At 73.0% G+C, this 22,655-nt stretch carries 16 protein-coding genes; 5 read left to right on the forward strand and 11 right to left on the reverse strand.

Features of this window, described 5'->3' with window-relative positions; translation table 11 throughout:
• Position 1: 1 nt before the first annotated feature.
• From ACIGXP_RS34485 to ACIGXP_RS34500, 4 genes are all read right to left on the reverse strand, one after another.
• A complete protein-coding gene (locus ACIGXP_RS34485) occupies positions 2–2,239 on the reverse strand; it encodes an NHLP family bacteriocin export ABC transporter peptidase/permease/ATPase subunit (RefSeq protein ID WP_363218848.1) in 2,238 nt (745 codons plus the stop codon).
• Positions 2,236–3,042, reverse strand: a complete 807-nt coding sequence (locus ACIGXP_RS34490) for an HlyD family efflux transporter periplasmic adaptor subunit (protein ID WP_363218847.1) — start codon at positions 3,040–3,042, stop codon at positions 2,236–2,238. The genes ACIGXP_RS34485 and ACIGXP_RS34490 overlap by 4 nt, the downstream gene beginning before the upstream one ends.
• 101 nt (positions 3,043–3,143) lie before the next feature.
• A complete protein-coding gene (locus tag ACIGXP_RS34495) occupies positions 3,144–3,359 on the reverse strand; it encodes a type A2 lantipeptide (RefSeq protein ID WP_363218846.1) in 216 nt (71 codons plus the stop codon).
• Positions 3,360–3,814: 455 nt separating this feature from the next.
• On the reverse strand, positions 3,815–4,228 hold the full coding sequence (locus ACIGXP_RS34500; RefSeq protein WP_363218845.1) for a PaaI family thioesterase: 414 nt from the start codon (positions 4,226–4,228) through the stop codon (positions 3,815–3,817).
• Between the two features lie 200 nt (positions 4,229–4,428).
• Here ACIGXP_RS34500 and ACIGXP_RS34505 point away from each other — a divergent pair, with 200 nt between their 5' ends.
• A complete protein-coding gene (locus ACIGXP_RS34505) occupies positions 4,429–5,916 on the forward strand; it encodes a S1 family peptidase (protein WP_399775254.1) in 1,488 nt (495 codons plus the stop codon).
• 101 nt (positions 5,917–6,017) lie between these two features.
• Here ACIGXP_RS34505 and ACIGXP_RS34510 read toward each other — a convergent pair whose 3' ends face one another.
• Positions 6,018–8,168: a SpoIIE family protein phosphatase gene (locus ACIGXP_RS34510; protein ID WP_399775257.1), complete on the reverse strand. Its 2,151-nt coding sequence runs from the start codon at positions 8,166–8,168 to the stop codon at positions 6,018–6,020.
• 319 nt (positions 8,169–8,487) lie between these two features.
• Here ACIGXP_RS34510 and ACIGXP_RS34515 point away from each other — a divergent pair, with 319 nt between their 5' ends.
• Positions 8,488–9,096 (forward strand): response regulator transcription factor, encoded by a 609-nt coding sequence (locus ACIGXP_RS34515; protein WP_363218843.1) that lies wholly within the window; start codon positions 8,488–8,490, stop codon positions 9,094–9,096.
• 52 nt (positions 9,097–9,148) lie between these two features.
• Here ACIGXP_RS34515 and ACIGXP_RS34520 read toward each other — a convergent pair whose 3' ends face one another.
• The 4 genes from ACIGXP_RS34520 to lanKC form a co-directional block, all read right to left on the reverse strand.
• A complete protein-coding gene (locus tag ACIGXP_RS34520) occupies positions 9,149–10,867 on the reverse strand; it encodes an ATP-binding cassette domain-containing protein (RefSeq protein WP_399775260.1) in 1,719 nt (572 codons plus the stop codon).
• A gap of 348 nt (positions 10,868–11,215) precedes the next feature.
• Entirely contained in the window at positions 11,216–13,093 is a 1,878-nt protein-coding gene (locus ACIGXP_RS34525; protein ID WP_399775161.1) for an ATP-binding cassette domain-containing protein, read from the reverse strand.
• 96 nt (positions 13,094–13,189) lie between these two features.
• Positions 13,190–13,303 (reverse strand): SapB/AmfS family lanthipeptide, encoded by a 114-nt coding sequence (locus ACIGXP_RS34530; RefSeq protein WP_363218877.1) that lies wholly within the window; start codon positions 13,301–13,303, stop codon positions 13,190–13,192.
• A 38-nt stretch (positions 13,304–13,341) separates the two neighbouring features.
• Positions 13,342–15,999 carry a class III lanthionine synthetase LanKC gene (gene lanKC, locus ACIGXP_RS34535; RefSeq protein ID WP_399775164.1) on the reverse strand — a complete coding sequence of 886 codons (2,658 nt, stop codon included), beginning with the start codon at positions 15,997–15,999 and terminating at the stop codon, positions 13,342–13,344.
• A gap of 199 nt (positions 16,000–16,198) precedes the next feature.
• On the opposite strand from lanKC, the gene ACIGXP_RS34540 reads away from it, so the two are divergent.
• The 3 genes from ACIGXP_RS34540 to ACIGXP_RS34550 all read left to right on the forward strand — a co-directional run bounded on the left by ACIGXP_RS34540 (position 16,199) and on the right by ACIGXP_RS34550 (position 20,579).
• Positions 16,199–18,661, forward strand: a complete 2,463-nt coding sequence (locus tag ACIGXP_RS34540; RefSeq protein ID WP_399775166.1) for a SpoIIE family protein phosphatase — start codon at positions 16,199–16,201, stop codon at positions 18,659–18,661.
• Positions 18,662–18,813: 152 nt separating this feature from the next.
• The gene (locus tag ACIGXP_RS34545) at positions 18,814–19,089 is read left to right on the forward strand and encodes a hypothetical protein (RefSeq protein WP_363218874.1); all 276 of its coding nucleotides are present in this window, start codon (positions 18,814–18,816) and stop codon (positions 19,087–19,089) included.
• Positions 19,086–20,579, forward strand: a complete 1,494-nt coding sequence (locus ACIGXP_RS34550; RefSeq protein WP_399775169.1) for a cytochrome bc complex cytochrome b subunit — start codon at positions 19,086–19,088, stop codon at positions 20,577–20,579. The genes ACIGXP_RS34545 and ACIGXP_RS34550 overlap by 4 nt, the downstream gene beginning before the upstream one ends.
• On the opposite strand, the gene ACIGXP_RS34555 is transcribed toward ACIGXP_RS34550, so the two are convergent.
• Entirely contained in the window at positions 20,515–20,898 is a 384-nt protein-coding gene (locus ACIGXP_RS34555) for a cytochrome c oxidase subunit 4 (RefSeq protein ID WP_363218872.1), read from the reverse strand. The two genes, ACIGXP_RS34550 and ACIGXP_RS34555, sit on opposite strands and share 65 nt — an antisense overlap.
• On the reverse strand, positions 20,895–22,577 hold the full coding sequence (gene ctaD / locus ACIGXP_RS34560; RefSeq protein WP_363218871.1) for a cytochrome c oxidase subunit I: 1,683 nt from the start codon (positions 22,575–22,577) through the stop codon (positions 20,895–20,897). The genes ACIGXP_RS34555 and ctaD overlap by 4 nt, the downstream gene beginning before the upstream one ends.
• Positions 22,578–22,655 lie beyond the last annotated feature (78 nt).

A 22,655-nucleotide genomic window follows, 5' to 3' on the forward strand; every position in this document is an offset into this window, starting at 1 on the left:
CTCATCGCTCCCTGACCAGCGCGGCGTACGCACCGCCGCGCGCCACCAGCTCCTCGTGCCGCCCGCGCTCGACGACCGTGCCGTGCTGGAGCACGACGATCTCGTCGCTGTCGCGGACCGTGCTCAGCCGGTGCGCGATCACCACGCAGGCACAGCCGCGCCGGCGCAGGTTGTCCATCACGACCAGCTCGGTCTCCGCGTCCAGCGCGCTGGTCACCTCGTCCAGCACCAGGATGCTGGGCCGGCGCACCAGCGCCCGCGCGATCTCCAGGCGCTGGCGCTGACCGCCGGAGAAATTGTGTCCGTCCTGCTCGACCTTGCTGTGGATGCCGCCGGGCCGGCGCATCACCACGTCGTACAGGGCCGCGTCCTTCAGCGCCTCCAGCACGGCCTCGTCCGGGATCGACGGGTCCCACAGCGCCACGTTGTCGCGGACCGAGCCCTCGAAGAGGAACACGTCCTGGTCGACGAAGGAGACGGAGGCGGCGAGCGCGCCGCGCGGAATGTCCTCCAGGCGGCGGCCGTCGATGCGGATCACGCCGTCCCACGGGGTGTACAGGCCCGAGATCAGCCGGGACACCGTGGACTTGCCGCTGCCCGAGCCGCCCACCAGCGCCACCTGCTGACCCGGTCCCACGGTCAGGTCGAAGCCGCTCAGCAGCGGCTTGTCCAGCGGGCTGTAGCCGAAGGTGACGTTCTCCAGCTCGACATGTCCGTGCAGCCGGCGGGTGGAGTCGGCGCCGCCGGGGCGGGCGTAGAGCGGGTCGGTCTGGAAGTTCTCCACGTCCTTCAGCCGGGCCACGTCGGCCGCGAAGTCCTGGATGCGGCCCGCCACGCCGTTGAGCCGGGTCAGCGGTGCGGTGAACCGGGTCACCAGTGCCTGGAAGGCGACCAGCAGACCCACCGAGATGTGCCCCTCGACCGCGCGCAGGCCGCCGATCCACAGGATCAGCGCGCTGTTGAAGGTGGCGAGGGTGGGAGCGACCACACCCAGCCAGGCGCTCGGCACACCGAGCCGCTGCTGCTCCTCCAGCGTGGCGGCGTGCTGCCCCGCCCACTTGCGGAAGTAGCCGTCCTCACCGCCGGTCGCCTTCATCGTCTCGATCAGCTGCAGGCCGGTGTACGAGGTGTTGGTCAGCCGCGCCGTGTCCGCGCGCAGCTTCGCCGTACGGGTCGCGCGCAGCCGTACGACCAGCCGCATGGCGACCACGTTCAGCAGGGCCACGCCGATGCCGACGAACGTCAGCTGCGGGTCGTACGTGTAGAGCAGCACCGCGTACAGCACGACGACGATCGCGTCGACGCCCGCTGCCGCGAGGTCGCGGGCCAGGGTCTCGGCGACCTGGTCGTTGGACTGCAGCCGCTGCACCAGGTCGGCGGGGGAGCGCTGGGCGAAGAACGTCACCGGCAGCCGCAGCAGATGACGCAGGAAGCGGGCGCTGGAGAGGGTCGAGGAGATGATCCGGCCGTGCAGCAGATTGGCCTGCTGCAGCCAGGTGAGCACCAGGGTGAGCAGGACGCAGGTCGCCATCGATGCGAACAGCACGCCCAGCAGGGAGGTCTGGCCGCCGATGAGGAACGTGTCGATGTAGGTGCGGCTGAGTGCGGGTACGGCGGCGCCGACCGCGACCAGCAGCAGGCTGGCCAGGACGGCGGCGGGCAGGGTGCCGGCGGTGCCGCGCAGCCGGGCCGGCATCGCGCCGAGCACCCCGGGCCTGCGGCCGCCCCGGGTGAAGCCCTCGCCCGGCTCCATGACCAGCACCACACCGGTGAAGCTGCCGTCGAACTCCTCCATGGGCACGAACCGACGGCCCTTGGCGGGGTCGTTGATGTACACGCCGCGCCGGCCGAAGCGGCGGCCCATGCCGTCGAAGACGACGTAGTGGTTGAACTCCCAGAACAGGATGGCCGGTGCCCGCACCTCGGCGAGGGCGGCCAGGTCCATCTGCATGCCCTTGGCCGTGAGGCCGTAACCGCGGGCGGCCTTCAGCAGGTTGGAGGCGCGCGAGCCGTCGCGGGAGACACCGCAGGCGATGCGCAGTTCCTCCAGCGGGACGTGCCGGCCGTAGTGGCCGAGGACCATCGCGAGGGAGGCGGCGCCGCACTCGACGGCCTCCATCTGGAGCACGGTGGGAGTACGGACCGTGCCGCCACGGGGCTTGGGGACCGGCCGCCGTTTGGCCGGGGCGGCGCGTCTGCGGCTGCGGGCAGCCCGCGGGCCTTCGGTCGAAACGGTCACGGCAGGAGCCAATCGACGGGATGCTGGTCGGCCAGCTTGATCGAACCGGAGGCGAGCGTCATGGAGTCCAGCCGGAACGGCGGCCCGTCGGTGGTGGACCAGCGGTAACCGCTCTTGGTGGCCGTCGACTCATCGAGTGCGACCAGGACGGCCACCGGGCGGCCCTTGCGGGTGAACTGCTCGCCGAGCTGGCTGTCGCCGAGGAACGCGGAGATCGACTGGGCGGACTGCGCGGTGCGGTCCACGGCCTTCACATGGCCGCGCAACACGCCGTACGTCCGGGTCGGCACCGAGGAGACGGTGAGGTCGACTGCGGCGTGCGCCGGGATTGCGGCGGCGTTCTCGGCGGGGACGTACACGGTCGCGTACAGCGGGTCGGAGGCGTGCGCGACCTTCTCCACCGCGGCGACATTCGTGCCGGTCCGGATGATCTGGCCGATGGTGGCGGCGAGCGCGGTGACGCGGCCCGCGGCGACCGTGCGGACCACGGAATCGCCCTGGCCGGTACGGACCTTGAGGACGGGCGCGTTCGCGGGCAGCCGCTCGCCCTGCTTGGCGAGGACGGCCGTCACCTGGCCGGACACCGGGCTCTGCAGCAGATAACTGCCCTGCCCGTGGGTGAGGACGGCCGGTGCGCCGACGGTGGAGGCGACCGAACCGGTCACGGCCCAGACGGAGGCCGCCGCCATGACGACGACGGTGACACCCAGGGCGAGCCAGCCCTGCGGGCGGGCCAGCCGTACTGGAAGGTCCAGCTCTTCGGGCGACTGGAGCTTGGCGAGGGCCTGTTGGCGGAACTGCACGGGACTTCCCTCACCTGTGGGAGAGACGCTGGTGTTTCAGGGCATCCGAGAGTCCCGGAGCCGACGAACGGCTCCGGGACTTCCGATGCAACGAGGTGCGATCAGAGACCGGCGACCAGGTTGGTGACCGGGGCGACGTTCAGACCGGTGACACCCTCGACCGTGCTGATGGCGGTGTCGGCAACGCCGGAAACCGGGGCGACGCCGTTCACAGCACCGGTCACGGTGTTGAGGGCGTTCACGGAGAGACCGCCGGAGACGTTGTCCAGCTCGGCGTCCGAGATCTCGACGGTCTCAACCTGGGGGGTGGAGTTCATGGTGGAACTTCCCTTCCTGATGGATATTTCACAAGGGGGAGAGCGGCCCCCTCTGGGGACAGACGGACGGCCGCGGCCGCGGGCGCCGGACCCCCGTCTCCGGGAGCCCGCCGCGACCCCCGCGGTGCGATGGATCAAAGCACGCACACGGGGCGCGCTTCCAATCAACCAGGGCTCTCACCTGGGAATTTGACGGTGGAAAGGGGCCATCCGTGCAGGCGTGTGCACGCGGTGTCGGCGACTCCTTCACATGCGGCACCGCATCGGCGCGTCCGGTCCCTTGCCCGCCGGACGGCGAAACCGGCACTCCACGCCAAAGGTGTGCCGGGGGGCGCGCGGATGTGCAGATCCCCGGTCGGCGGTGACTTGGTTGAGTATTCAATGTGTAGATTCCCTGAAGCAGGGATTCCACATCGTGCTCAGAACGGACCGTTACTGATCAGTAGCGGAGCGTGTCAGCCCAGAATCGCGTACACCGTGCTCGCCCGGGCCGCGAGCGCCCCCGAACCGGCATCGCTCAGCGTGATGTCCGCGAACGCCATCCGGCGGCCCAGCTTCGTCAGGATCGCTTCGATCCGGACATCCGAACCGGTCACCGCGCGCTGGAACGACGTCGACTGCTGAACCGTCGTCATCGGCACGAAGCCGCCCCGCGCGGCGGACACCGCGATCACCGTCGCGGTGTCCGCGGCGGCCATCAGCGCCTGCCCCGACAGCCCGCCGCCCTCCCGGGCCAGCCGCTCCGACCAGGGCAGTCGCAGCACGGCCCGGTCCTCGCCCAGCGTCTCGACGGTCAGTCCGAGATCGAGCACCCAGGGGGCGAAGTTGGCGGAGAGGATCTTGTCGGCTTCTGCGGGGGTCATCGTCATACGGGGGATTGTTCCCGGCGGCCTTCCACGACACGCGGACCATGGCCGATTCGCCCGTCCGGTACGGCTGTTGGGAAACGGAATTGAACACACCGCGCAGCCGGTCCGTACGTACGGCCATCCAGGCGCCCCGCAATCAACTGCCCGTCAGTGGCAGAGCCCCCGTCCCCAGGAGGTCGAGAAGTTTGAGTCACAAGCGAATGCCCAAGCGCAAGGCCGCGATAGCGGTGGGCGGTGTCGCGGCGCTCGGAGCGGCGGCCCTCCTGCTGCCGAACGCCAACGCGTCGCAGGACAAGGACCAGGCGTCGGGCACCACCGGCACGGCGAAGACGCTGAAGGCCACTCAGGCCTCGAACCTGGCCGCGCAGCTCCAGAAGTCCCTCGGTGACGCCTTCGCGGGGTCGTACTTCGACAGCGGCAAGCAGCAGCTCGTCGTCGACGTGGTCGGCGGTGACAGCAACACGATCGCCCAGGCACAGCAGGCGGGTGCGGTCGTCCGCCAGGTGAAGAACAGCACCCGCGCCCTGAAGGCAGCCGCCGGAACGCTGAAGACCAGGGCGACCATCCCGGGCACCTCCTGGGCCGTCGACCCGCGCACCAACAAGATCCTGGTCACCGCCGACTCCACCGTCACCGGTGCCCGGTGGAACAGACTGCAGTCGACCGTCCGGAGCCTCGGCTCCGGCATGGCCACCCTGAAGAAGTCCGCCGGCACCTTCAAGACCTTCGTCTCGGGCGGCGACGCCATCTTCTCCCAGACCCAGCAGGGCGGCGTGCGCTGCTCCCTCGGCTTCAACGTCACCGCCTCCGACGGCAGCCCCGCCTTCCTGACGGCCGGTCACTGCGGAGTCGCCGCCAAGGACTGGTCCGACTCCCAGAACGGCCAGCCGATCGCCACCGTCGACCAGGCCACGTTCCCCGGCAACGACTTCTCGCTCGTCAAGTACAACGACGCGACCACCCAGGCGCCCAGCGAGGTCAACACCGGCAACGGCCAGACCGTGCAGATCACCCAGGCCGCCGACGCGACCGTCGGCGAGACCGTGTTCCGCATGGGATCCACCACCGGGCTGCACGACGGCCAGGTCACCGGGCTCGACGCCACCGTGAACTTCCAGAGCGAGACGAACCCCGGCGGTGTCGACACCGTCAACGGCCTCATCCAGACCAACGTCTGCGCGGAGCCCGGCGACAGCGGCGGCTCCCTGTTCACCCAGGACGGCGGCGCCGTCGGCCTCACCTCCGGCGGCAGCGGCGACTGCACCAGCGGCGGCGAGACCTTCTTCCAGCCGGTCACCGCCGCCCTGCAGGCGACCGGCGCGACCCTCGGCAACGGCGGCAACGGCGGCAACGCGGGCAACGGAGGGAATGCGGGCAACGGAGGAAACGCGGGCAACGGCGGGAACGGCGGCGCCGGCGACAACGGCAACGGCGCGGGCGACCAGTCCGGTTCCGCCGACCCGTCGGCCTCGGCGGGCGACCAGTCCGGCGCGGGCGGTGACCAGTCCGGCGCCGGCGACCAGTCCGGATCCGCCGACCCGTCCGCCTCGGCCGGTGACCAGTCCGGGAACGGCACCGTTGCCCCATCGGGGAACGGCGCGGGCTCCGGCGACCAGTCCGGCAGCGGAAGCGACCAGTCCGGCGCCGGCTCGGCCCACGACGGATCGTCCCTGACCGGCAGTCGCTGACCCGAACGTCACCCAGCTCCCCGGCCGGCCTCACCCGCGGTTCCGGCCGGCCGGGGTGGGCCGGCCCTCCGGCGGGAGGGCCGGACCCTTCTCATCCCCTCTCACGCGCCCTCGCGGGCCCGCAGCAGCAGCACCGCCACGTCGTCGACCCGCTCCCGCGCCGCCGCGCTGTGCCGGACGACCTCGTCCGCCAGCTGCTCCAGCGGCTGGTCGCCGATCTCCGTCAGCAGTCCGCCGAGGCCGGCCAGCGCGTCCTCGATGTCGATGCCGGGCGCCTCCACCAGACCGTCGGTGTACAGCACGAGCACGGAGCCGGGCGCGAGGGACACCTCGGTCGTCGGATACACCGCCGCCGCGTCGATCCCGAGCAGCGGGCCGCCGGCCAGGTCCAGCACCCGCACCCGCCCGTCCGGCCGTCTCAGCAGCGGCGGCGGATGCCCCGCCCGGGCCATGACCGCCCGCCCACGCGCCGGGTCCAGCCGTAGATACAGACAACTGGCGAACAGGTCGGCACCCAGATCGATCAGCAGCCGGTTGGTGCTGCTCATCACCTCGTGCGGCGCCTGACCGACCGTGGTGTACGCCCGGACACCGGTGCGGATCTGCCCCATCAGGCCCGCCGCGGTCACGTTGTGCCCCTGCACGTCCCCGATCACCGCCGCCGCCAGCGGCAGCGTCGGCACCAGGTCGTAGAAGTCGCCGCCGATGTCCATGCCCTGGGTGGCCGGCACATAGCGGGCGGCCGCCTCGATGCCGGGCGGCGGTGCCAGGGAGTGCGGCAGCAGGGCCTGCTGGAGCCCGTGCGCGAGCCGGAGCTTGGCGTCGTACAGCAACGCCCGCTCCAGCGCCTGCGCGATCAGCCCGCCCAGCGATGTCAGTACGGCCCGCTCGTCGGCCGGGAAGACATGCGGCTCGGCGTACGCCAGCACACAGGTGCCCACCGGCCGCCCGGACGCGATCAGCGGCAGATACGCCCAGGCCGCGAAGCCGTCCGGGATCTCGTTCCGGCGCGGATACAGCCGCTCCAGCTGCTCTCGGGAGTCGAAGAACGCGGGCACCCCGCTGTTCAGCGCCTGGGTGCCCGCGGTCCGCTCGGTCAGCGGCACACCGTGGAACCGCTCCACCGTGTGCGGGTCGCCGTACCCGCGATGCCCGAGCACGTGCAGCCGCCCGCCCTGCGAGCCGAGGATCATCATCGCCTGACTGCCGACCGCCGGAGCCACCTCGTCCCAGACCAGCTGCACCACGTCCTGCACCCCGACCGCCTCGGTCAGCGCGCCCGCCAGACTCAGCACCTGGGAGATCGTCACCAGCCGGGACGGGGACGCGCCCTCCTGCGGCGTACCCCGCGCCATGTCCGCCACCGCCCGGGCCCGGCTGATCCGCACACTCAGCCCGGTCGTGCTCGGATACATCCGGAACGACAGCCACTCGCCCGGCGGACGCAGCGCCACGAACGACGTCACCTGCTGGCTGAGCAGCGCCGCCCGGTAACGGTCCTCGTACATCGGGTCGTTCAGCCAGGGAACCGACACCCACGGCAGCGTGCCGAGCAGTTCGCCGGCCGGTCTGCCGAGCAGCTCGGCGGCGGCCGTGTTGACGAACCCGATCCGGCCGTGCAGATCCAGCGACACCAGCCCGTACGGCAGCCGGGACACCATCCGCGCCGCCTCCGCCGAGCCCAGCGTGTCGGCCACGCCCGCCACCGGCTCCGCCACCACATCGGCCTCGCCCCCGAGCGGCCGGTCGTCCCGCGCGGCCCGCTCCAGCCGCAGCGCCAGCCGGTCGCAGGCCGCCCACAGACGGTCCCGGTCCCGGTCGGACAGCTCCGGCGCGTGCGCACCCGGCCAGGTCACGAACACCGCGCCGTACAACCGGCGCTCCGTCGCCACGGGCAGCGCGGCCAGCGCGAACGGGTACGGCAGCACCACGGCGATCCGCGGATAGCGGCCGGCCATCTCCTCCTCGCTGCCCACCCACACCAACCGCCGCTCGCGCGCCGCGTCGGCGACCGGTATCGGCGCGCTCAGCCCGACCCGCTGCCAGGGCGCCGCGAAGGCGCGGGGCATGCCCGCCATCAGCGCCATCTCCAGGACCGGCTCGTCGGGTCTGAGCAGGTAGACCGCGCCGGAGTGCGCGCGCACCTCGTGCATCATCGACACAAGCGCAAGCGACAGCACCGGCTGGGCGGCCGGCGCCCCGTCGGCCGCCGGTGCCGGTCCCCGGCCCGGCCCCTCGGACACGCCGACCACCTCCTCGTACGGCCGCGCCGCGCATCCTGGGGACAAGATTCCCTCACGGCAGCGCCCCGCGCATGGCGAGTGCCCCGGCCGCGGTCTGTGGTCCCGTGGCGGTGGATGCCTCCGGATACCCGCTCCGCCCGCCTCCATGCCCCTGTGGTGGAAGCGCGGGCGGCGTACGGGCGCCTCGCGTGCGCCCCCGCGCACCCCGATGGCCGGATCTCCGCGCCCGCGAATGGTAACGGCGCCCAAGAATGGGCACGCGCTGTGCCGTGGCACGACACGGGCGGCGACGAGAACGGGTGTAGACGAACAGCCGAGGGGGCGGGCAGTGATCCGGGTGCTTCTGGTGCACGACGCGTGTCTGGTGCGATCGGTCCTGGCGGAGTGGCTGCGCCGGGAGCCGGGACTGGATGTGCACGACACGCCGTGGCAGGGTGCCGCCACCCGGGTGCGGTCCTTATGCCCGGACGTGTGCGCGGCAGACCTCGACTGTACCGACGGCCAGGGGATGCCGCCGCTCGGCGACCTGTGCCCGCCCGGCACCGGCGGCAGGCCGCCCGCGCTCGTGGTGCTGGCCCAGGGGAACCGGCCGGGACTGCTGAAGCGGGCCGCCGAGGCGGGCGCGCTCGGCTTCGTCGACAAGGCGGGTTCACCGGACCGGCTGGTGGGGGCCATCCGGTCCGTCGCCAAGAGGGAACGTTTCGTCGACGCCTCGCTGGGCTTCGGCTTCCTCAAGGCGGCCCAGATGCCACTGACCAGACGTGAGCTGAGCGTGCTGTCCCTCGCGGCTGCGGGCGCCTCCATCGCGGAGATCGCCGGCAGCCTGCACCTGTCCCTCGGCACGGTCCGCAACTACATGGCGTCGATCACCCGTAAGACGGGCGCACGCAACCGGATCGACGCGATTCGCATATCGCAGGGGGAGGGGTGGGTGTGACGGTGAAGGCTGGGTGTGCGGGGGAGGACTGGGCGCGCGGGGGAGGGCGTGACTAGCCGGGCTGCGGCGCCGGGTGCGTCGTCCAGCCGCCGGCCAGGTCCCGGTACAGGTCCGAGGTGCGCAGGAGTTCGCCGTGGGTGCCGCAGGCGGTGCGCGGGCCGTCCATGACGAGGATCCGCTCGGCGCGGCGGGCCGAACTGATCCGGTGGGCGACGACGATCAGCGTGCCGCCCGCACGCGCCGCGAAGGCCCGTTCAGCGCGCGCTTCCGCCTCCGGGTCGAGATGGCAGGTCGCCTCGTCCAGGAGGGCCAGCGGGGCGGGCGAGAGGTAGGCGCGGGTCAGCGCGATCAGCTGCCGCTCGCCTGCGGACAGCTCCGCCGGGGTGACCGTGGCGCTCAGGCCGCCCAGTGTCCCCAGGAGCGGGCTGAGTCCCACCGCGTCGGCGGCTGCCAGAAGTTCGGCCTCCGGCACGGGACCGTTGCGGAAGAGGGTGAGGTTTTCGGCCAGGGTGCCGGTGTGGACGTAGGCCTCCTGGGGGATGAGCACGGTCGCCTGCGGCGCGGGGACGGGGTGGTCGTACACCCGGATGGTGCCGTGCTGCGGGGTGAGCAGACCGGCGATGAGGGCGGTGAGCGTCGACTTGCCGATTCCGCTCGGCCCTACGACCGCCAGGTGGGCGCCCTCCTGGAGGATGAGGTCGAGGTTGTGCAGGACGGGTTCACTGGCGGGGCCGTAGGCGAAGGTGAGGGAGGAAAGGGAAAGGGCGGGCGGGGACTGGGGGGAAAGGGCGAGTGCGGTCGTGTGGCGGGTGCCGGTCTGCCGTGGCTGGTCGCGCCCCGCGGCGGAGCCGCTGATGGACACGGCCCCGCGCCCCTTGGGGGGCTGCTCTGCCCGGGGTCGAGAGTCCCGGTTCAGTCTGCGCAGTACGACCGTCAGGCGGGAGCCGCTGGTGCCCAGGCCGTGGACGAGGGTGTGCAGGGCCGGGAGGAGGGACTGGGTGACGTAGGCGAGCGCGCCGACCAGGGCGCCCGGGGTGACGTCGTGGTCGAGCAGCCACGGCGCAGTGACCAGCAGCAGGACCGCCGGCAGTTCGCCGCCGACCGCCAGGGCGGCCACCCGGGCCACGCTCCAGCGCGCCAGGGAGCGGGCGGCCCGCAGTTCCGTGTCGGTGCGTTCGCCGAGGGTGTCGGCGACCCGCTCCTCGGCACCGGCCGCGGTGACGTCCCGCAGCGCCGGAAGCAGCGCGCCCAGCTCCTGGGCCAGTGCCTCGTCGGCGGCGAGGAACGCCTCCTGGCGGCGGGCCAGTGGCCGAAGCGTCGCGGCGAACAGGGCCACCCCGGCGAGCAGCGGCGGCAGGACGACCGAGAGGAGCAGCGGGGCCAGTGAGAACAGGCCGATCAGGGCGCCGGCGGCGGTGAACAGGAAGGAGCGGGTCACCATCACCACACCGGCGAGCGTGTCCCGGGCGATCTCCACCTGCTGGGTGAGCCCGGACAGCGCACCCGTGTCCGCCTCCCGCACCCCGCGCGTGACCACCGCCGTCACCAGCCGGTCCCGGGCCGGCTCCACCAGCTCGGCGACCACGCCGTACACCCGTCCGGTCCCGTACGCCCCGGCACACACCGAAAGTCCCGCGGCGCCCAGCCACAGCAGCCCGGTCCGGGTGTTCCCGGCGAGGAACCCGGCGTCCAGGGCCCGTGCGAGGGCGTATCCGACGAGGAAGGTCTGTCCCGCCTCCAGCACGGACCACACGCCGAGCCGGACCAGCACCCGCCACCGCTCCCGCACGAACCGGCCCGCTCGGACACGGACGGACACCGGGTCCCCGGGGATCCGGCCCGCGGCCACGGCACCGGACCGACCGGCGAGCCGGGACCGGCGTCCCCCGCTCGGCACCCCCGCCGCCTCCCGCTCCCCGCCCTTGCTCCCCAACTTCCGCTCCCGGTGTGTGTCGGTTTCGGGTCCTGGTCCGGTGTGCCAGTCCCGCCTGTGGTCCTGCTCCGCCCTTTCGTCGGCTTCCGGTCCTGGTCCGGCGTATGTGCCCGCTCCCGGTCCCCGCCCGGCATGCGCGGCGGCTCCGGTTCCCGGAGCGGTGTCCGTCCCGTGTCCCCGCCGCCGTCAGTGGCCCTCCGCCCCGGCCCCGCTCTCGACGGCGCCTGCGTTCCCGCGCCCGGCCGGGGTCTCCCGTGGCACCCCGGTGCCGGTGGTCCGTGCCGCCCCCGTCGCGCTCTCCCTCTCCCCTTCTCCGTCCTCCCTCTCCCCTTCTCCGTCCTCCCTCTCCCCTCCTCCCTCGCCGCTGAACACCGCCCGGTACTCCGCCTCCCGCCGCCACAGTTCCCGGTGGGTCCCGACCGCCCTGACGCGGCCGGCGTCGAGCCAGGCGACCCGGTCGGCGCGGGCCGCGGTCGTCGCGCGGTGGGCGATCAGCAGGCGGGTGCGCGACGGGTCGGGGGCCAGCAGGGTCCGGCTGATGTGGTGTTCCGTGACCGTGTCCAGGCTGGACAGGGCGTCGTCGAGGATCAGCAGCCGGCCGCCCTGGGCGAAGGCGCGGGCCAGGCCGAGGCGTTGGGACTCGCCGCCGGAGCGGGGTGCGTCTGCGGTGCGGGTGGCGTAGCCGTCCGGGAGGCGCCGTACGAAGCCGTCGGCCTGGGCGCGCCGGGCGGCGGCCCGGACGGCGGCAGGTGTCGCGGGCGTGAGACCGAAGGCGATGGTGTCCTCGATGGTCGTACCCGGCAGGGCGGGGCGCTCGAAAGCGTAGGCGACGGCGCGGCGCAGTTCGGCGTGGGCGAGGTCGCGCAGCGGGACGCCGTCGAGGAGGACCTCGCCCGTGTCGGGGTCGGCGAGCCGGCCGGCGACCTGTGCGAGCAGGGTCTTGCCTGCGCCGGAACGTCCGACGACCGCCAGGGTGGTGCCGCCCGGGACGGTCAGGTCGACGCCGTCCAGGACGGTTCGTCCGCCCCGGAGCGCGCTGACCGCCCGCAGCTCCAGCCGGCCGTTGCCCGGCGGCAGGCGGCGTGTGCCGTGTCCGGGTGCCGGCTCGGCGCGTACCTCGGCGAGCCGGCCGGTCGCCGCGCGGGCCCGCGCGAGTGCGGCCAGCTGCCCGACCAGCGCGCCGACGCCCGTGACGAGCACCGCGTACCGGGAGGCGGCCAGCACCTCGCCCACGGACAGGCGGTGCCGCGCCAGCAGCAGCCCCGCCACCGCCAGCACGCCCAGGTTCAGCAGGGGTGCCACGGCGACCGCCCGCGCGGCGGCCCGCCCCTGCACCTGCCACATGCGGTGCCCGGCACGCGACAGTTCGGGCAGCGGCCTGAGGATCCGGGCGGTCTCGCGGTCCTCGATGCCCGCGGCCCGGACCGTACGGAAACCGTCGACCGCCTCCGCCAGCGCGCCGGCGATCCGGCCCTGCACCCGCTGGTAGTCGGCCACGCACGCGGAGGTGTCCCGGGTGAAGGCGCGCAGCAACAGGGCCAGGACCGGAGCCCCGATGAGGAAGACGGCCGCCAGGCGGGGGTCGATGAGAGCGAGCGCCACCACGCCCCCGACGGGTCCGGCGAGCGCGGCGAGCAGGGCGGCCAGCGCACCCGGCGCCGTCCCCGCCTGTGCCGCGTTGCCGACCAGCCGCGCCACCAGATCCCCGGCGCCGAACCGGGCCGCCGCACGCGGACCCGACGCCAGGACGTGGCCGGTGAGATGCCGGCGCAGCCATGCGGTGGCCTGCGCGTCGACGGTGCCGCTGAGCACACCCGCGCAGCCGTCCAGCAGGGCGAGCAGCAGAACGAGCCCGGCGCAGCCGGCGACCCAGAGGGCGGCCGGGGCGCGGGCCAGCAGCAGGTCCAGGGTGTGGCCCAGCACGGCGGGCAGCAGCAGACCGGCCGCCGTGGCCGCCGTACTCACCGCGCAGAGCACGGCACAGCGGGCGCCGCCCTGGCGCAGCACCGCGCGCGACAAGGCACGGGCGGCTGCCGAAGTGGCGCGGTCGGGGCGGGAGTTCATCGGCTGCGGCCTCGCTCGGGTCGGGCGGGAACGGGAAGGCCCCGGACGGCACCGCCCCCACGGGACGGTGCGGTCCGGAGCCGTGGACTCACCCGGTCAGAGGCAGAGCAGAACGCTCGCCGCGGACACACAGGAGAGCAGGCTCGCGGTGCTCGCGCCGGTGTGGGTGTACTCCTCGGACTCAAGGGTCTGCAGGTCGAGCAGTGCCATGACGTTGTCCTTTCCTGGTTGGGGACGGGGGTTGTGTGTCACGGCTCCGTCGGTGCGGAGCCGCGTGCGGGGGCCGCCGGTGGCGGCGGAAGGAACGGCAGGTGCGCGGTGCGGGCGTCGTCGCGGGCCGCGGCGAGCGCGAGCAGGCAGCCTGCCGTACCGGTGGCGAGGTCCATGGACAGCCGCATCATCTGATGCCCGGGGAAGGCGAGTTGGCCCTGGTAGTCCATCGCGAACCAGCCGAGCCCGGCGATCTGCTGCTCCAGCCGTTCCCGGGTGACGCCCGGCGCGGTGCCGCGGGCGAGGTGCAGGATCATTCCCGCGCGGCCCTGGAAGAGACCGGGCTGGGCGTAGAAACGGGAGGTGGCGGCGGTCAGGATGCCGGTCCGGGCGCGCTCGAACTCCGCGCTGTCCGCGTGCGCCAGATAGTCGTCGAGGACCAGTCCGATGCCCACGCTGCCGTCACCGAGGTAGGGCAGCGTCCGCCAGCCCTCGTCCACCTCCAGGCCGCCGCCCGCCTCCTGGGTCACACAGCAGTCCAGGTCACGGCGGAGCGCCTCGGCTGCCGCCGTCAGGAAGCGGTCCTCACCGGTCTGTTCGTACCGGCGCAGGAGGAACAGCGCGGGCCCGGTCGCGCCGCGCAGCAGCCCGGCGCGTCGGCGCGGGGTGTCAGGAAGAGGCTCGGTGAGTCGCCGTACGAGGATGTCGGCGGCCTCGGCGGCGTGTTGCCGCAGGGCCGGCTCGCCGGTCGTGTCCGCGAGCCGGCCGAGGACCAGGCCGAGCCCGGCGAGTCCGCCGTGCAGATCGGAGGCGAGGCTGCGCCAGTTCTCCCGCAGTATGCCGTCGACCAGGTCCAACGCCCGTTGCCTGTGGCCGAGTTGGTCGAGGACCAGGGCGACACCCGCGAGGCCGTCGTACAGGCCGAGCGGGGTGCCGGGCGGCGGCGGGGCGGTGTGGGCCAGCAGCCAGCGCTCGCCCTCGTCGTAACGTCCGGCCCCGGACACCTGGAGGGCGTACAGCACCCCGGCCGCGCCGTGCGCGAGGCCGAGGCCGCCGCCGTCCGAGAACTGGGCGATGTCACCGGGGAAGAGCCGGTCGTCGCGTTCGGGGGTGGCGGAGGCGAGGATCGCCTTCACCATCGAGTCCCGGCTGTAGGGCCAGTCGCCGGGCACCACCGGCGGGGCCGGCCGGCTGCGCCGCCCGCCCGCCGCGTCCCGGGTGATCTCGGCGACCGCCTCGTCCAGGAAGGCACGCGGCACGTCCGGGAACTGCTCGGCGATCACCTCGGCGAGATGCGCGGCCTTGCCCTGGTCCACCACGAACAGCGTGGTCACCGGCAGGAACAGGGCGAGCCGCAGACAGGCCAGCGCATAGCGGTCGACGTCGGTGCCGCGGCGGTCGGGCGGGGCGAAGAAACCGGGGTGGGCGACGGTCTGCCGGGCGTTCGCCTCGGCGGGGGCGGCGGCCTCGAAGTCGATGAGATGCACGGACTGTTGGTCCTCGGCCTGTTCGCCCCCGGCCCGTTCGTCCCCGGCCTGGTCGTCCTCGGAGACCATGATGTTGAAGACGTGCAGGTCGTTGAAGACCAGCCCGCGCGCGTGCACGGCTGCCACCGCCCGCTCCACCGCCGCGTTGATCCGCAGTGCCCACGCCGTGTACGCGGCGACCTTCGCCGGGTCCGGGTCGGGCGTGAGCAGCGGATGCCGTTCGGCGAAGAAGGAGTTCAGCGGGCGGCCCGCCAAGTGGTCCATGACCAGGAACCGGTGCTCGCCGAGCGTGAACCAGTCCCGGACCTCGGGCACCACACCGGTGCCGGCGACCCGTTCCAGCGCCGCCTTCTCCCGCTCCAGCCGGGCCACCGCGTCCGCGCCGTCGGCGGCGAGCCCCGCGTGCGGCCGGGCCTCCTTCAATACCACCCGGCGCCCGTCCCGGGTGTCGGTGCCGACGTACACGCCGCCGCCGTTGGAGAAGTGCAGCGCCTTCTCGATGCGGTACGGCAGCTCGCCGACCGTCGTGGTGTTGCGCGCCTCCAGGTGCGGCCGCAGGAACTCCGGCAGCGTCACCCACGCGGGCACCTGGAAGGACGGGGCCCGCCGGTCCGGTACCAGCCGGCCCGTGCCGTCGGTCACCGCCGGGACCAGCGAGCCGCGCTCGTCGACGACGTACCGGCGGGCGAAAGCGCCGTAGCGGACGTAGAGCGGTCCGTCGTGCCAGCGCAGGTCGGTGAGGATGTACGGCCCCTCGAAACCTTCCAGCAGTGCGCCCAGTTCCCGCAGCACCCGCTGCAGCTGATCCTCGTCCGCCGGGTAGACGGTGACGAACTTGCCGCTGGTGTCACGGCCCGCGTACTTGGCGTTGCGCAGGTGCAGCAGATGCGGGCCGGGCACGAACTTGAACGGGATGCGGCGCGGCACGCAGTAGTCCCACACGATGTCCGCGATCCGTTCCGCGTTCGCGGCGGTCGCCGAGGAGTGCACCTTCCAGCCCTGCGCCGGCGACGGAAGCGGCGCCCCGTCGGCGTCGAGCGGGGTCAGCGTCAGCCAGTCGCCGGAGCGCGCCGCGTGCCAGCCCTCCGGGACGGTGCGGCGCGCCGTCGCGAACAGCGCCGCCGGTGCCCCGTCCGTCCCGGGGAGCCGGTCGGGCGTGTCGTAGAAGTGCCCGTCGGCGAGCGCGTACACCTCGTACCGCTTGTCCATGCGCCTCCCGCCCCTCGTCGTGTGACCGGAAAAGACACTCGCAGGAGCCGGACGGGTGCGGACAGTCACGTCTGTCACGAGGACACCGTGCGGAACTCACGCGTCAAGATGCGTTCGGCGGCTTTCGAACGACACGGGCACGCGCCGGGAACACCCGGAACGTCCGCAGGGGCTGCGCCGCGGGCCCGTACGCGCTGTAATGGCGAACGTGGTGAGTGAGGGCGCTGCGATCAGCGGAACGCGAACGGCGCCGGAGCGTGCCGAAGCCGCCCTGGACACGCTCGCCACGGCCCCCGACACGCCCGGCCGGCTCCACCGGGTCCTGGAACAGGCGCTGGTCTTCGCCGGGGCGTCCTTCGCCGGGGTGTACGTGCCCGGCGACTTCCCGTCCGAGCTGTTCCTCGCCGAGTCCGCGGGCCTGCCCCGCACCCTGTACGGACTGCGCGACGCCTATCCGGCCGACAGCAGTTCCCCGGTCGCCGAGGCCCACCGCACCGGACGCCCGCTGTGGCTCGGCCCCGAGCAGCTGGCCGGCTGCCCCGAGGCACGGCGCACCCCGTCCCCGGACTTCTCCCTGGCCGCCCTGCCGCTCGGCCCGGCGGGCGGCGGCTGTCTGCTGGCCGTCAGCGAGCACCCCGGCGGCTTCGGCGCCGACGACCGTGCCTGCCTGGAACTGATCGTCCGTGCCGTTGCCGTACCCGTTCCGGCCGCGCCCGCCGGCGAGCGGGGCGAGCTGCCGCCGGACGCCTTCAGCCTGGTGATGGAGAGCGGCCGGGTCGAGGTCGGCGACGAGATCCTGCGCCTGTTCGGGCTCGCCCGGGACGCCTTCGACGGCCGGGTGGAGACCCTGCTCGGGCGCACCGTGCCCGAGGACCTGCCCGCGCTGATGTCCGTGGTCGAGGCGGACCACATGTCCATCGGCGAGCGCGAGCTGGAGTTCCGCATCCTGCAGCCGTCCGGCGCGCCGAGGTGGCTGCGGCTGCGCGGCCGGCTGGAGCCCGCCGGCGAGGGCCGCTCCGCCCGTCTCGTCGGCACCGTCGCCGACGCCTCCACCCTGCGCTCCGACGTCACCGACGTGGCCCGGGTGCAGCGCCTGGCCGCCGCCCTCGCCACCGCCGGCACGGTCAAGGACGTCGGCAACGCCGTCGTCGCCGCCCTGCGCGGGCCGCTGCAGGCCTCCCGGATCGCGCTCGCCGAACTGGAGAACGACCGGCTCGTCGTCACCGTCCTCGACCCGCCCCAGCCCGAGGCCTGGCCCGAGGTGTGGCGCAGCGAGTGGCGCACCGAGTGGCCCGACGCGCCGGTGCGCACCATGCCCACCCTGGCCGCCGCGCTGCGCGAGGGCCGCGCCCGGATCTGGCCGGCCGGCACCGAGCTGGAGCCCGCCCTCGCCGAGGTCGGCCCCGGGGGCCTCGCGGTGCTGCCGCTGCCCGCCGGCGGCCGCATGGCCGGCGCCTGCCTGATCGGCTGGGACCGCCCGCGCGACTTCGGCCCCGACGAACGCGCCCTGCTCACCGCCTGCGCGGGCCTCACCGGCCAGGCCCTGCTGCGCGCCCACGCCTTCGACGCCGAGCACGAACTCGTCGGCATGCTCCAGCGCACCCTGCTGCCGCGCCGCCTGCCCCGGCTGCCCGGTGCGGTCGCCGTCGCCCGGTACCTGCCCACCACGGCCGGCCTGGAGGTCGGCGGCGACTGGTACGACGTCATCCCGCTCGCCGACAACCATGTGGCCCTCGTCATCGGCGATGTCCAGGGGCACAACGCGGGCGCCGCGACCCTGATGGGCCAGATGCGCACCGCGCTGCGCGCCTACGCCGCCGAGGGGCACGCCCCGGACGTGGTCGTGGACCACGCCAACCGGCTCCTCCTGGACATGGAGACCGACCTCTTCGCCACCTGTGCCTATGTCGACGTCGACATGGAGCAGGGCACCGCCTGGTGCGTGCGCGCCGGCCACCTCCACCCGGTGCTGCGCCACCCGGACGGCACCGCCGAGATCGTCCGGGCCGAGGGCGGCCCGCCGCTCGGAGTGCTCGCCCGGGCCGAGTTCCCGATGACCCCGCTGCGGCTGCAGCCCGGCACGGTGATCGCGCTGACCACCGACGGCCTGGTGGAGTCACCGGACGAGGACATCGACGTCGGCATGGACCGGTTCGCCCGCGAGCTGTCCGCCGCCGACCCGGCCCACCTCGGCCTGGTCGCCGACGCGCTGCTCACCAGAGCGCACCGCGACGACGACGTCGCCCTGCTGCTGATGCGCTACGACGGCATGGCCGTACGGCCGCTGCGCGAGAGCTGGACGGTGTGGCGGGTGCCGGAGGCGGTGCGGCACGCCCGCCGCTTCACCCGGCGCACGCTGAATGCCTGGGGCGTCTCGCAGGACACCCTCGACACGGCCCTGCTGGTGGTCTCCGAACTCGTCACCAACGCGCTCGTGCACACCGGCGGGCAGGTCCGTCTCGACCTCAGCCTGGTCAACCACCGTCTCCGTCTCGCCGTCGCCGACTCCTCCCCGCGCAGTCCGGTCAAGCCCGCCAGCATCGGCTGGGAGGCCACCGGAGGCCGGGGCATCCTCCTGGTCGAAGCGGTATCGGCAGCCTGGGGCACCCTCCCGGTCAGCGGCGGCAAACAGGTCTGGGCCGACCTGGTACCGGGCGGCTGACCGCCGGGGCCGGCCGGGTACCGGGCGGCTGGCCGGCACGGGCGGCCTCGTGTCGCCTGCGGCCGGCCGTCCCCCGTGGTTGACCGCCACACGGGTGCGTTTTGGCAGGTTGGAGAGGCGTATCCCGGATGCGGTGCCTAGGGTCGATTGGTGTGGCACACACCTTCGAAGAACTCGTGCAGAAGCAGCGTGCGGCCGAGGCGGCCCACGCCACGGTCGAGGAGCTGCGGGACGCCTACGGCCCGCCCGCCGAACGGCGGATGAGCGGTGCCCAGTCGGGCACCTACGAGACCGCGCTGCGCGCCTGGCGGGACCTGGCCCGGGACGCGCAGACCGCGGTGAGCGAGTACGCGAAGGAGACGGGCCGGCCGCGCCCCGAGGTCGAGGCCGAGGTGGCCCGGGCGGCGGCGGAGCCGGAGACCGCATGAGCCGTACGGGGCGCCGCGCCGAGCGGCTCGTGGACGCCGCGGACGCCCGGCTGCCGGTGTACGAGGCCGGCCCGCTGCTGCGCAAGGCGTTCCCGGAGCACTGGTCCTTCCTGCTCGGCGAACTCGCGCTGTACAGCCTGCTGGTGCTGATCGTGACCGGGGTCTGGCTGACCCTGTTCTTCCAGCCGGAGATGCGCGAGGTCGTCTACGCGGGCCGCTATGTGCCGCTGCGCGGTGTGCGCATGTCGGCCGCCTTCGACTCCACCCTGCACATCAGCTTCGACGTGCGCGGCGGGCTGCTGATGCGGCAGACCCATCACTGGGCCGCGCTGGTCTTCGTCGCCGCGATCGGCGCGCACCTGCTGCGGATCTTCTTCACCGGCGCGTTCCGCCGGCCCCGCGAGCTGAACTGGGTGATCGGGGTGACCCTGTTCGCCGTCTCGCTCGCCGAGGGCTTCGCCGGCTACTCGCTCCCCGACGACCTGCTGTCCGGGACCGGGCTGCGCATCGCGCAGGGCATCATGCTGTCGATCCCGGTCGTCGGCACGTACGTGGCCTTCCTCGCCTTCGGCGGCCAGTACCCGTCCCACGACATCATCACCCGCCTGTATCCGCTGCACGTCCTGCTGCTCCCGGGCGCTCTCCTCGCCCTGGTCGCCGTGCACCTGATGCTGGTGGTGCATCTGAAGCACACCCAGTGGCGCGGTCCTGGACACACCCAGCGCAACGCCGTCGGCAAGCCGTTCGTGCCGCAGTTCACCGGCACCTCCGCCGGCCTGGCCGTCATCGTCTCCGGCCTGCTGGTGCTGCTGGCCGGCGTCGCCCAGGTCAACCCGGTCTGGAACTACGGCCCCTACCGCCCCGACCAGGTGTCCACCGCCTCCCAGCCCGACTGGTACGTCGGCTTCCTGGAGGGCGCATTGCGGCTGGTCCCGCCCTGGGAGACGAACGTCGCGGGACACACCCTCATGTGGAACGTCCTGCTCCCCGCGGTCGTCCTGCCGGGGCTGCTGTTCACCGCGCTGTACGCCTATCCGTTCGTCGAACAGCGCCTCACCGGGGAGTGGTGGGCCGAACGGCACCTGTGCGACCGGCCCCGCGAACGGTCCGTCCGCACCGGGCTCGGCGTGGCGGGCACCGTGTTCTACGGCGTGCTGCTGCTGGCCGGCGGCAACGACGTCATCGCCCAGACCTTCCGGATCTCCGTCAACGCCATCACCTGGGTCCTGCGCATCGCCCTGATCGTGGCACCCGTCCTCGCCTTCCTGGTGACCCGGTGGCTGTGCCGGGCCCTGACGGCGGCCGAGAACGAGCGCCTCGCCGAGGGCGTGCCGACGGGCGAGATCCGGCAGAGCGTCACCGGCGGCTACGAGACCGATCACGAGCCCGTGGAGACGTTCCGGCCCGGCGCCCCGCGCAGAGCGCTCACCGGTGCGCGTACTGGAACACCATCCCGAACACCCCGCGCGCCAGAACGCCCAGGCCGATGAGGAACAGCCACAGCCCGAAGACCACGCCGGTCGCCGTCAGGGCGAAACCGAGCGCGGTGACGATCGGCCACAGGCTCTCGTCGGGGAAGAACGCCACCGGCCCGGCCGCGTCCGCGACCTCCGCCTCGGTGCGGTCCTGCGCCCGCGTCCCGCGGCGCCGGTACTGGATCAGGCAGAAGAACGCGACCAGGCCGGCCATCCCGCACGCGACGACCAGCGCGACCGTGCCCGCCTCCTCTCCCGACCACACCCCGTACAGTGCGGCGACCCCGCCGAAGAACAGCGCGACCCCGCCGAACAGCATCGCCTCCGCCTTCATCGGATCTCCTTCTCCCCGGCCGGCTGCTCGACCTCCGGATGGTGCAGGTCGAAGGCGGGCGACTCCGAGCGCACCCGGGGCAGCGCCACGAAGTTGTGCCGGGGCGGCGGGCACGACGTCGCCCACTCCAGGCCCCGCCCCCACCCCCACGGGTCGTCCACGGTCACCTGCTCGCCCTTGGCGGCGGTGCGCCACACGTTGTACAGGAACGGCAGCGTGGAGATGCCCAGCAGGAACGCGCCCGCCGACGACAGGGTGTTGAGCAGGGTGAAGCCGTCCGTGGGCAGATAGTCCGCGTACCGGCGGGGCATCCCCTGCTCGCCGAGCCAGTGCTGCACCAGGAACGTCAGCTGGAACGCCGGGAACAGCAGCCAGAAGTGCAGTTTGCCGAGCCGCTCGTCGAGCATCTTCCCGGTGAACTTCGGCCACCAGAAGTAGAATCCGGCGAACATGGCGAACACCACCGTGCCGAACAGCACATAGTGCAGGTGCGCCACGATGAAGTAGGTGTCGGTCAGATGGAAGTCCAGCGGCGGTGAGGCGATCAGCACCCCGCTCAACCCGCCGAGCAGGAACGACACCAGAAAGCCCATGGACCACAGCATCGGGGTCTCGAACGACACCGAGCCGCCGGTCATCGTGCCGATCCACGCGAAGAACTTGATGCCCGTGGGCACCGCGATCAGGAACGACATGATCGAGAAGAACGGCAGCAGCACCGCGCCGGTGGCGAACATGTGGTGCGCCCACACGACCGCCGACAGCATGGTGATCGAGATCGTCGCCCCGATCATCGGCACGTAACCGAACAGCGGCTTGCGGGAGAACACCGGAATGATCTCCGAGACGATCCCGAAGAACGGCAGCGCCACGATGTAGACCTCCGGATGCCCGAAGAACCAGAACAGGTGCTGCCACAGCAGCGCCCCGCCGTTCGCCGCGTCGAAGACGTGCGCCCCGAACTTCCGGTCCGCCTCCAGTGCCAGCAGCGCCGCCGCGAGCACCGGGAACGCGGGCAGGATCAGGATCGAGGTGAACAGCACGTTCCAGGTGAACATCGGCATCCGGAACATCGTCATGCCCGGCGCGCGCAGTGACACGATCGTGGCGATGAAGTTCACCGCGGTCAGCGTCGTCGACACACCCGAGATCACCAGCCCCATCGCCCACAGGTCGCCGCCCGCGCCGGGGGAGTAGTAGGCGCTGTTCAGCGGCGCGTAGGCGAACCAGCCGAACGCCGCCGCCCCGCCGGGCACCAGGAAGCCGGAGACCACCATCAGGCCGCCGAACAGGTACATCCAGTACGACAGCGCGTTCAGCCGCGGGAAGGCCAGGTCGGGCGCGCCGATCTGCAGCGGCATCACGGCGTTGGCGAACCCGGCGAACATCGGGGTCGCGAACAGCAGCATCATGATGGTGCCGTGGATGGTGAAGAACTGGTCGTAGCCCTGCTTGCTCAGGAACTGCAGACCCGGCCGGGCGAGTTCCGCGCGCATTCCGAGGGCGAGCAGCCCGGCGAGCAGGAAGAAGCAGAACGCCGTGACCATGTAGAGCCGGCCGATCACCTTGTGGTCGGCGGTGGAGAGCCAGCGCAGCACAGCCCGGCCCGGGCGCGGGGCGGGTGCCGTGTAGCGGGCGACGATCTCCTGGGTGTCCGGCAATTCGGGTAGTTCCGTCATCGCGGATGACGCTACTCCGCGTGACCTTCGGCCTCCGGCGCGCCACGCCTCGTATCGGGGGTCGTATCCGTCGCTCGG

The organism is Streptomyces sp. NPDC053069, assembly GCF_044546895.1.
GTDB lineage: Bacteria > Actinomycetota > Actinomycetes > Streptomycetales > Streptomycetaceae > Streptomyces.

Coding starts and splice junctions, on each gene's coding strand:
- ACIGXP_RS34495 (WP_363218846.1), bottom strand. CDS start 3,359: ATGAACTCCACCCCCCAGGTTGAGACCGTCGAGATCTCGGACGCCGAG.
- ACIGXP_RS34500 (WP_363218845.1), bottom strand. CDS start 4,228: ATGACGATGACCCCCGCAGAAGCCGACAAGATCCTCTCCGCCAACTTC.
- ACIGXP_RS34505 (WP_399775254.1), top strand. CDS start 4,429: ATGCCCAAGCGCAAGGCCGCGATAGCGGTGGGCGGTGTCGCGGCGCTC.
- ACIGXP_RS34525 (WP_399775161.1), bottom strand. CDS start 13,093: ATGAACTCCCGCCCCGACCGCGCCACTTCGGCAGCCGCCCGTGCCTTG.
- ACIGXP_RS34530 (WP_363218877.1), bottom strand. CDS start 13,303: ATGGCACTGCTCGACCTGCAGACCCTTGAGTCCGAGGAGTACACCCAC.
- lanKC (WP_399775164.1), bottom strand. CDS start 15,999: ATGGACAAGCGGTACGAGGTGTACGCGCTCGCCGACGGGCACTTCTAC.
- ACIGXP_RS34540 (WP_399775166.1), top strand. CDS start 16,199: ATGGCGAACGTGGTGAGTGAGGGCGCTGCGATCAGCGGAACGCGAACG.
- ACIGXP_RS34550 (WP_399775169.1), top strand. CDS start 19,086: ATGAGCCGTACGGGGCGCCGCGCCGAGCGGCTCGTGGACGCCGCGGAC.
- ACIGXP_RS34555 (WP_363218872.1), bottom strand. CDS start 20,898: ATGAAGGCGGAGGCGATGCTGTTCGGCGGGGTCGCGCTGTTCTTCGGC.
- ctaD (WP_363218871.1), bottom strand. CDS start 22,577: ATGACGGAACTACCCGAATTGCCGGACACCCAGGAGATCGTCGCCCGC.